The sequence below is a fragment of the Mesorhizobium sp. M7A.F.Ca.US.006.01.1.1 genome (assembly GCF_003997935.1).
GTDB lineage: Bacteria > Pseudomonadota > Alphaproteobacteria > Rhizobiales > Rhizobiaceae > Mesorhizobium.
The window spans coordinates 1-9,333 of record NZ_RZQL01000260.1 but is presented as its reverse complement, the minus strand read 5'-3'; the positions used below and the strand labels follow the sequence as shown (position 1 = coordinate 9,333).

The window sequence follows — 9,333 nt, the reverse complement described above, 5'->3', positions numbered from 1 at the left end:
ACCGCCGCGAGCCTGCGATCAGCGAGATGAACGAGATCATGGACGCGATAAGGTCGCGCAAGCCCGATGAGGCGGAAGCGGCGGCACGGCGACATGTCGAATCGGCTTGGCAGATCGCTCGAGATAAACTTCGCCTGGTCTAGATCCCGGTGAGTTCAGCCTATCCAACCCGTCGAAGGGCCTTGAAGAAAGTGTCTGCTTCCGGGCAATTGAAAAATGCAACTTTACGACTGAGATGGGGCGCAAAGCTGCCGTCCGCCTTCGAGCCTGGAACTGGATGCCCACTCGATCGTTTAAATAGCATATATTCCATTGAAATTTCTCATGAGGAGGAGCGCATCGAGCGAGCGCTCGACCGCGTTGCGGAGATCATCGTCGCACCTAGTGACCAAGGCGAGGAATGGCTTCCTTTATACGACCACCTAGAACGAGCGATGCAGGATCTTCAGGCGAAGGAAAAAAGTCTCGTCGCAGTACGTGGGCGCGCCAAACGAGCGCAGGGCCGAGCGAAAGCACGTTCCCGAACACCGCAAGAAACGAAATCCATATGGCCCAGTCTCTCTCGTCCGTCAGGCGCTTCTTTGGCGCGATGAGCGCTAGCAATGCTCAGTGGCGACGAGGTATTGTGCTCCACGATACACCACCTCTAAGGCTCCACGTTTGACGTTGGGGGCAGCACCACAGCCGGGTGGCGCCCTTCGCGCAGCATCAGCCCGAGAGTGTAATCAACCGCCAGCTTCACGGCACCCAGCGCGGTCCCGTCGTCTCCCAGGGAACTGACGGCGATCCGTGTCGGCCACGCAAGCTCTGCCGCGACGCGCTCGACGTTTTCCGTCATCAGCGGGTTTCTGCCGACACCGCCGCCAAGCACGATCAGGCCGGGGTCGAGTATGCCGATACAGCCAGCGGCCAGCCTGCCGATATCGGCGGCATGGCGCGCGACAGCCGCCACCGCCGGTGCTGAGCCCTCCAGAGCACGCGCGAACAGATCCTTGGCCGAGTCGGGCGGCGCGCCTTCCCCAGCGGGCCAGTCGACACGGCAGCGCTCTATTAGCGCCCGAGAGCCGAGATAATGTTCGAGCCCTTCACGATAGGGGGTCTCGCTGGCCGACCATGGAAACGGCATGCGGCCGATTTCGCCGGCCGCACCACCGGCGCCGCGAAACAAACGCCCCTCGGTGATGAGGCCGAGGCCAACCCGCACGCCGACCTGCAGAAAGGCGAAGGTCTGGTGGCCTTGCGCGGCACCAAAATGCATCTCGCCAATGGCCGCGCAGTTGACGTTGTTTTCCAGGACGATCGGCACCTCGATGCTGCGCCGCAGCAGGCCAAGCACGGCGGACGGCCCCCCGGGCCGGTCGAAACGATCATTGGAGACGATGCGCGGCACCGCCACCGCAATGGCGCGCAACGCGCGAAAACTCTTGGCCACCTTGGCCATTGTGGCACGAGCGACCGACAGCACGACGGCGCCGACCGCGTCGGCATCGCCGGCTATCGTTTCCGGGATCGGTTCTTCCACCGACGCCAGCTTCTGCGCATCCATCGAATAGGCGACGGCGCGCACCTGGGCGGCGCCGACATCGATGCCGATCGCGTAGCCGGCACCTGGACCGAGGCCGTAGATCGTCGCCGTGCGGCCAATGGCGCCGCGCTCAATCCCACGCGAGGCGACGAGGCCGAGCGCGCTCAGCTCCGACACCGCCGCCGACATGGTAGGCTTCGACAGGTCGAGCATGGCGCCGAGCTTTGGCCGCGTCACCGGCCCGTGCGAGGCAAGCAGGCGCAGCACCGCCCGGGCGCTGTCGGTCAGATTGGGGATTTCCGCAGCCGCCATCTCAGCCGTTCGACCTTTGCCTGAAATCCTGTCTCCGGTCGGCGAAAGCGCATTCGCTGCCCCGACTCGAAAGCCATATCCTGTCCTCAATGCCTCATTGCTGACCGGTTTGGCAATTTCCGCGATGTCCGGACAAGGACGTCAGACTTCGGTCGGCGACCACGGCTTCAGCTTGGTATCGGTCTGGCGGTAGCGGAACACGATGTCGGTGAGGCCGGCCGCGTCCTGCATGTCGCCGACAATGAGCTGGATGGCGATGATCTCCAGTATGGCATCAGCGATGGCGTTGCCGAGCGCGGGAATCGAGATCACCACCAGCCTGTCGGCTGGAGCGACATCGCTGCGCCGCGTCACCAGCACCGAGGGGCAGCCCAGCGCCGCAAGATCCTGCGCGATCTTCACCTCGCGACCGTCGCCGATGGCGATCAGTCCGGTCGCCGCATCCTGCGATTCCATCGGCCCGTGCAGATAGTTCAGCGTGTCCCATCCCGATGCCGGCACCCGCACCGCCTCGCGTATCAGCATCGCCGCCTCGCCGGCATTGGCGAAGCCGACACCGGCGGCGACGATGTCGATGGATGTTCTGCCCTGCAGCAGCCGGGCCGCCTGCCCGGCAGCGCTTTGCGCACCGGAAAGGACGGTGGCGGCTGCAGGTGACAAAGTCGTCCAGTCGAATCTGTTGCCGGCGAGCCTGTCGATCAGCATGCCGAGCGCCAGCAAGGTCCCGGTATAGCCGGTGGAGCTTGCGCCATTGTCGGCGCCAGAATCCGTGGCAAGCACAGCACCAGTCAGATCAGCCAGCGGATTGCCGCTGCCACGGCAGACCGCCAGGCGCGGCCTGCCCGACGCCTCGCGCATGACGTCGTAGATTTCGCGGCTCTGCCCGGAGGCCGACAGCGCGATGAACGCATCGGCGGCTGCATCCGTCCGGCCATAGAGATCGGTCGGGGTATAGGCAAAAGCCTTGATACCGGAGGCGCGCAGATAAAGCGCACCGGCCAGCGCCGCCTGATAGCTGGCGCCGATGCCGGCAAGCCCGATCGTCTTGCCGGCAAAAGCGCCGAGATCGAGGTCGTCAAGCGACGAGGCCACCGAACGCCGGCCGATTTCGAGACTTTCCGTCTGGCGCGCCACCGCCGGGCGATAGCCGATACGCTTCATCATTCAAACCGCTCCAATTCCCGAAGATTGGCCCTGACCGACCAGCAGTCGTCTCGCCAAGGCGACCGCACCCAGCACCGGCGGCTCGCGCAGCAGCAGCACCTGGCTCGACGGCGAGACCTTTGCCATGGCCTCGACGAATGCCGTCATCAACATCGGCTGCTCCGAGATGACCCCGCCGCCAGCCACGACAAGGGCGGGATTGGCGCCGCGTTCGATCAAGAGTTCGACCAATGCGGCCAACCCTGCCCCGCCTTCGCTGATAACACGGATAGCCAGAGCCGAGCCGGCGATCGCCGCGTCGAATACGGCATTGGCATAGCGGCCCCAGACCGCGGCACCACGCGTTTCGTTGAGCAGGATGCCAAGCTTGGTCTGGTCGTCTGTGCCCAGTTCGCGCATCAGCCCGGCAATCAGCGGGTCACCATCCTGGCCCCGGTCGAGGCTGTGCCGGATTGCTTTCGCCGCCTCGCGCACCAATGCCGGCGCGCTGCCCTCGTCGCCAAGGATCCAGCCCCAGCCACCGGCTGCCAGCATCTTGCCATCGGCCGTGCGTGCCACCGCGATCGAGCCTGTGCCGGAGACGACGCCGATGCCGTCGATATAGCCAGCGGCAGGAACCATCAGCTCGGCATCGTTGACCACCCGCACCGCACCACCGGTCCTGCTTGCCAACAGCGCCTGGAAGCGAAGGCATTGTTCACCCGTGTCGCAGCCATGCGCGCCAACGGCCAGCGCAGCGGGCGCGACGCCGCCGCACAGATTGGCGACGATGCCGGCCAGTGTCGTCGCGTCGGTCTCCATCTGGCGAATGCGCCAGCTCTCCGTCACCAGCACCTCGTCGGCGATCATGCGCTCGCCCTGGCACGCCATGATGCGCGTCTTGGTGCCGCCTATATCCACGCCTGCAATGATTTTCTGGGTCACCATATCCACCGCGCAAGCCGGGCTGCCGCGTCCAATCCACATTAGTTAGGAAACTTTACAAACTATCTTTCCAGACGGCAAGAACTATGATTTGATAATCGTCGTAAAAAGCGCATCAAGCGCGATTGGGAGATTGCAACATGAGCAGGAGAAGGATTGGGCTGGCCCTCGCGGCCGCGTCTTTCGCATGGGGATTGGCAGCCAGCGTAGCGCATGCCACCGACATCTCGTTCTGGACCTGGCGCCAGGAAGACAAGGCCGCCTACAACGAACTTTTCGCCGATTTCACCAAGGCCAACCCGGACATCCATGTGAAGTTCGAGTCCTTCCCGGACGAGAACTATCCGACGATCGTCTCGACGGCCTTGGCCGCCGGCAAGGGTGGCGACGTCATCCACACCCACGCCTATGGCTGGCTCGAGCAGTTCGTGAAGGCCGGCTATTTCGAGCCGCAGGATCTGACCACGGTGCCTTCACTCGCTAACCAGCCCGCCGATGCGCTGGTGGCCGGCACCTACCGCGCCGACAAGAAGGTCTATTCCCTGCCCTTCGCCTCGCAGACGCTCGGCCTGTTCATCAACAAGGACGTCTTCGCCAAGACCGGGTTGACCCCGCCGACCACATGGGATGAGTTCATAACCGTCAGCAAGGCGCTGAAGGACAAGGGTATTTATCCCCTCGCCAACGGCATGGGCACAAGCTGGTTCAACGAGATGTTCGTCGCCATCTTCACCAACCCGTTCCTCGGCCAGGATTTTGTCAGCGACCTGACGTCGGGCAAGACCACCTTCAAGGACCCGCGCTATGTCGCCGCACTCGGCAAGCTGCTCGAATTGCGCGACTACATGCCGCCCGGCTTCGAAGGTATCGACTATGACACCGCCGGCCAGCTGTTCATCAGCGGCAAAGCGGCGATGCTTGCCGGCGGCAGCTTCGACATCGCCAGCTACCGCACCCAGAACCCGGCCATCAACATGGACTTCGTCGCCCCGCCAGTGGTCAAGGCCGGCGATACGCCGCAGGTGACCAAGTTTTTCGACGGCGGCTATGCGGTCAACGCCAAGTCGGCCAACAAGGAGGCCGCGCTCAAGCTGGTCAACTGGATGGGCACAAAGGAGTTCGGCGACAAGTTCTCCGCTCTGCTCGGCAACATCTCGCCGATCAAGGGCGTCGTCATCAAGGACGAGCTTCTCGCCCATGTCGCCAAGTTGAACGAAACCGCCATGCCGCATATCAATGTCGTCTACTTCCGTTTCGAGAAACCGACGGGATCGGAGCTGCTGCAGGGCGACATCACCAAGATGATGTCGGGTTCGATCACCCCGGACCAGCTGGCCGCCGACCTGACCAACGGCCTCGCCAAATGGTACAAGCCTTTCCAGGGCAAGTGACATGAACAGCGGCCGGCGCCACACCACAAAAGCCTTTCCGTGGCGCCGGTCACTCTGGATCGCGTCCCTGCTGACACCGGCCCTGGTGGTCATGGTGCTGTTCGTGCTCTGGCCGCTGCTCTCAGCCTTCCGCCTTGCCTTCTATGAGTTCAACGGCTTGCAGCCGACCGGATTCATCGGCTTCGAAAACTTCCGCAAGGTGCTGTTTGAACAGCCTTACAGCGACTGGACCTGGAATGCGCTGAAGCACAACATCATCGCCTTCGTGGCGCTGATGGTGTTCGAGAACGGCACCGCTTTCCTGCTCGCCTATGCCTTGCTGAAGGCGCTGCCCGGCCACCGTATCCACCAGGTCATCGTCTTTCTTCCGGTCGTGCTGTCGGCGGTCATCGTCGGCTTCCTGTGGAAACTGTTCCTGCATCCGCTGTTCGGCCTGGTGAACCAGACGCTGGCGCTGGTCGGCATCGGCGCCATACCGTGGCTCGGCAACGAACACACCGCACTCGGCAGCGTCCTGTTCGCCAATGTCTGGCACTGGCTCGGCTTCCCCACCCTGGTGCTGCTGGCCGGCATGCAGCGCGTCAGCAAGGAAGTCATCGAGGCTGCCCGTCTCGACGGCGCCGGCGACTATGTGCTGATGACCAGGATTATCTGGCCGCTGATTGCGCCGAGCGTCACCATCGTCACCATCCTGACCTTCATCGGCAGCTTCAACTGGTTCGAAATCCCCTATGTCATGGCTGGCCTCACCGGTTCGCCCGGCGGCGCGACAGATGTGCTCGGCCTCTATTTCTACCGCACCGCCTTCGGTTCGACGACGACCGGGATCCAGGATTTCGGCCAGGGCAGCGCGCTGGCCGTGATGATGTTCATCATCGTTGCAGGCGTCACTGCAATCGCGCTTCGCTACCTGCGCCGTCGCGAGATCGAGCTGTGAGCGCGACAGCCCGCACCGGGCAACCCGCCGAGTTGCTGAAGAATGGCGCCATCCAGCTGATGCTGGCCATCAACGCCGTCATCATGATCTATCCGCTGTTCGTCATGGTGATGTCGTCGTTCAAGACTAATGCCGAAATCTTCAGCTCGCCCTTCGCCCTGCCGGCGCACTTTTCGCTGGCCAATGCCGAGCGGGTGTGGAGCGAAACCAACTTCGTGCGCTACCTCGCCAACTCCGTCGGCATCACCATGGCCGCGGTGGCGCTCATCCTTCTGTTCAGCACCATGGCCGCCTACGCGATTGCCCGCTACCAGTTCAGGCTGAGCGCGCTGGTGCTGATGTTTTTCCTCAGCGGCATGACGGTGCCGCTGAAACTGGCGATCATTCCGCTGTTCATTCAGCTGGATTCGCTGGGGCTGGTCGACAGCTATGCCGGCCTGGTGCTGGTCTATGTCGCCATGGGCATTCCTTCGGCGGTGTTCATCATGACCGGCTTCCTCCGGACCTTGCCGCGCGAACTGGAAGAGTCCGCACGCATGGACGGCGCCAGCGAATTTCGCATCATGCGCTCGATCATGCTGCCGCTGGCGCGGCCGGCGCTGGTCATCGTCGCCATCCAGAACGCCGTTCCGATCTGGAACGACTTCTTCTTCCCGCTGGTGCTGATCACCTCGGACAATCTCAAGACGCTGCCGCAGGGCCTCACCGTCTTCGTCGGCGAGTTCACCACCGACTGGGGCGTGCTGTTCACCGGACTGACACTGGCAGCGCTGCCGATCACCCTGCTCTACATCGTGCTGTCGAAGCAGTTCATCTCCGGCATCACCCAAGGCGCGGTGAAATAGACTGCGGTCAAATAGACGAGGAAATCTTCAAGTGGCGAACCAGAACAAGATCATCATCACCTGCGCGGTTACCGGCTCGATCCACACGCCGTCCATGTCGCCGCATCTGCCGGTGAGCGCCCAAGAGATTGCCGATGCCGCGATCGGCGCGGCCGAGGCCGGCGCTGCCATCGTCCACCTGCATGCGCGCAACCCCGCCGATGGCCGGCCCGACCAATCGACCGAGGCCTTCGCGCCCTTCCTGAAGGTGATCAAGCAACGCTCGGACTGCGTGATCAACATCACCACGGGCGGTGCCGCGACGATGAGCGTCGAGGAGCGCGTCAAGCCGGCGGCAACCTTCGCGCCGGAAGTCGCCTCGCTCAACATGGGCTCGATGAATTTCGGTCTCTATCCGATGCTGGAGCGCTTCAAGACCTTCGAGCATGACTGGGAACGGCCCTATCTCGAAGGCTCGCGCGACCGCATCTTCCGCAACACCTTTGGCGACATCGAGCACATCCTGCGCACCTGCGCGGAGAACGGCACGCGTTTCGAAATCGAATGCTACGACATTGGCCATCTCTACACGCTCGCCCATTTCGTTGAGCGCGGCCTGGTCAAGGCGCCGTTCTTCGTCCAGAGCGTGTTCGGCATATTGGGCGGCATCGGCACCCATCCGGAAGATGTCGCGCATATGAGGCGCACCGCCGACCGCCTGTTCGGACAGGACTACCACTGGTCGGTGCTGGGCGCCGGCCGCAGCCAGCTGCCGATCGCCACCCAGGCCATTGCGCTCGGCGGCAATGTGCGCGTCGGGCTGGAGGACTCACTGTGGATCGGCAAGGGCCAACTGGCGAAATCCAACGCCGAGCAGGTGCGCAAGGTACGCCAGATCATCGAAGGGCTTGGCGCTTCGGTCGCCACCCCTGACGAGGCACGGCAGATCTTGCAGCTCAAGGGCGGCGACAAGGTCTCTTTCTAAGGAAAATACCAATGAGTGCGCTCACCATATCAGGTGTCGATAAGGCCTATGGCAAGGCGAAGGTCATCCACGGCGTGTCCGTCGACATCGCGTCGGGCGAATTCGTCATCCTGGTTGGCCCGTCCGGTTGCGGCAAGTCGACCTTGCTCAGGATGATCGCCGGCCTGGAAGACATCAGCGCCGGCGAGATCGCGCTCGAAGGCAAGGTTATCAACGATGTCGCGCCGAAATCGCGCGATATCGCCATGGTCTTCCAGAACTATGCGCTCTACCCGCACATGACGGTGCGTGAGAACATGGCCTTCGCACTGACGCTGAAGAAGATCGATAAAAGCGAGATCGACGCCAAGATTGCGCGTGCCGCGACGATCCTCGGACTGCAGGACTTGCTGGATCGTTATCCGCGCCAGCTTTCCGGCGGGCAGCGCCAGCGTGTCGCCATGGGCCGCGCTATCGTGCGCGACCCGAAGGTCTTTCTGTTCGACGAGCCACTCTCCAACCTCGACGCCAAGCTGCGTGTGCAGATGCGCACCGAAATCAAGGCGCTGCACCAGCGCCTGGGAACCACCATCGTCTACGTCACCCACGACCAGGTCGAAGCCATGACCATGGCCGACAAGATCGTCGTCATGAATGGCGGCATCGTCGAACAGGTCGGCGCCCCGCTCGATCTCTACGACCGGCCGGCCAATCTGTTCGTTGCCCAGTTCATCGGCTCGCCGTCGATGAACATCCTGGACGGCCGCACCACTACGGACGGTTTTGTCGCCAGCGACGGCACGGTATTTCCGCTGCCTGGGTTGGGACAGGGCGAAAGTGCGCTTGCCTGGGGCATCCGGCCCGAACATCTCAAGCTCTCAGACAGCGGCGTGCCGGCGGTGGTCGAAGTGGTCGAGCCGACCGGCGCGGAAACCCTTGTCATGGCCAAAGCCGGCAACAACACGCTGAGCGCGTTGCTGCGCGAGCGGATTTCCGTGATGCCGGGCCAGAAGGTTTTCCTGGCGCCGGACCTCACCCAGTTGCATCTGTTCAACGCCAAGGGTCAGCGCATTATGCGGGTGCGGAACGCATCAAGGGTTATTCGGCAGATGAAATAATCGGCAGGCACTTTTCGCAATTCTATACTCTCGAGGACCGTGAGCGGGGCAGTCCGCAAAGTGCCCTGGAGATCGCCGCCCGTGAAGGGCGAGTTGAGCGCGAAGGCTGGCGTATACGCAAAGACGGCACTGCGTTCTGGTCCCACGTGGTCATCGACGCCATTCGGCACGAGG

The 9,333-nt window shown here is 63.0% G+C and carries 9 protein-coding genes and 1 pseudogene; 7 read left to right on the top strand and 3 right to left on the bottom strand.

The window, feature by feature from the left end:
- Positions 1-143: FCD domain-containing protein (locus tag EN943_RS31010; protein WP_127415875.1), on the top strand; the 143-nt coding region annotated here is incomplete at its 5' end.
- 503 nt (positions 144-646) lie between these two features.
- Here the strand turns inward: EN943_RS31010 and EN943_RS31005 are convergent.
- The 3 genes from EN943_RS31005 to EN943_RS30995 all read right to left on the bottom strand — a co-directional run bounded on the left by EN943_RS31005 (position 647) and on the right by EN943_RS30995 (position 3,928).
- Positions 647-1,837 (bottom strand): ROK family transcriptional regulator, encoded by a 1,191-nt coding sequence (locus EN943_RS31005; RefSeq protein WP_127415874.1) that lies wholly within the window; start codon positions 1,835-1,837, stop codon positions 647-649.
- A gap of 141 nt (positions 1,838-1,978) precedes the next feature.
- Positions 1,979-3,001, bottom strand: coding sequence for an SIS domain-containing protein (locus EN943_RS31000; RefSeq protein ID WP_127415873.1), 1,023 nt, complete (start codon positions 2,999-3,001; stop codon positions 1,979-1,981).
- Positions 3,002-3,928, bottom strand: a complete 927-nt coding sequence (locus tag EN943_RS30995; RefSeq protein WP_245476042.1) for a BadF/BadG/BcrA/BcrD ATPase family protein — start codon at positions 3,926-3,928, stop codon at positions 3,002-3,004.
- 137 nt (positions 3,929-4,065) lie between these two features.
- On the opposite strand from EN943_RS30995, the gene EN943_RS30990 reads away from it, so the two are divergent.
- The 6 genes and pseudogenes from EN943_RS30990 to EN943_RS30965 all read left to right on the top strand — a co-directional run.
- The gene (locus EN943_RS30990) at positions 4,066-5,316 is read left to right on the top strand and encodes an extracellular solute-binding protein (RefSeq protein WP_127415871.1); all 1,251 of its coding nucleotides are present in this window, start codon (positions 4,066-4,068) and stop codon (positions 5,314-5,316) included.
- A 1-nt stretch (position 5,317) separates the two neighbouring features.
- Positions 5,318-6,253: a sugar ABC transporter permease gene (locus tag EN943_RS30985; protein ID WP_027161988.1), complete on the top strand. Its 936-nt coding sequence runs from the start codon at positions 5,318-5,320 to the stop codon at positions 6,251-6,253.
- The gene (locus EN943_RS30980) at positions 6,250-7,098 is read left to right on the top strand and encodes a carbohydrate ABC transporter permease (RefSeq protein WP_064994969.1); all 849 of its coding nucleotides are present in this window, start codon (positions 6,250-6,252) and stop codon (positions 7,096-7,098) included. Before EN943_RS30985 ends, EN943_RS30980 begins: the two co-directional genes overlap by 4 nt.
- Positions 7,099-7,129: 31 nt before the next feature.
- Entirely contained in the window at positions 7,130-8,062 is a 933-nt protein-coding gene (locus tag EN943_RS30975) for a 3-keto-5-aminohexanoate cleavage protein (protein ID WP_027161986.1), read from the top strand.
- 11 nt (positions 8,063-8,073) lie between these two features.
- Positions 8,074-9,159 (top strand): sn-glycerol-3-phosphate ABC transporter ATP-binding protein UgpC, encoded by a 1,086-nt coding sequence (gene ugpC, locus EN943_RS30970; RefSeq protein WP_127415870.1) that lies wholly within the window; start codon positions 8,074-8,076, stop codon positions 9,157-9,159.
- Positions 9,120-9,333 (top strand): annotated as a pseudogene (locus EN943_RS30965) (PAS domain-containing protein); the annotation flags it as partial. The gene ugpC and the pseudogene EN943_RS30965, both read left to right, overlap by 40 nt.

Bases quoted from the DNA above. Each gene is read 5' to 3' on its own strand.
- EN943_RS31005 (WP_127415874.1), bottom strand. From the start codon at position 1,837: ATGGCGGCTGCGGAAATCCCCAATCTGACCGACAGCGCCCGGGCGGTG.
- EN943_RS31000 (WP_127415873.1), bottom strand. From the start codon at position 3,001: ATGATGAAGCGTATCGGCTATCGCCCGGCGGTGGCGCGCCAGACGGAA.
- EN943_RS30995 (WP_245476042.1), bottom strand. From the start codon at position 3,928: ATGGTGACCCAGAAAATCATTGCAGGCGTGGATATAGGCGGCACCAAG.
- EN943_RS30990 (WP_127415871.1), top strand. From the start codon at position 4,066: ATGAGCAGGAGAAGGATTGGGCTGGCCCTCGCGGCCGCGTCTTTCGCA.
- EN943_RS30985 (WP_027161988.1), top strand. From the start codon at position 5,318: ATGAACAGCGGCCGGCGCCACACCACAAAAGCCTTTCCGTGGCGCCGG.
- ugpC (WP_127415870.1), top strand. From the start codon at position 8,074: ATGAGTGCGCTCACCATATCAGGTGTCGATAAGGCCTATGGCAAGGCG.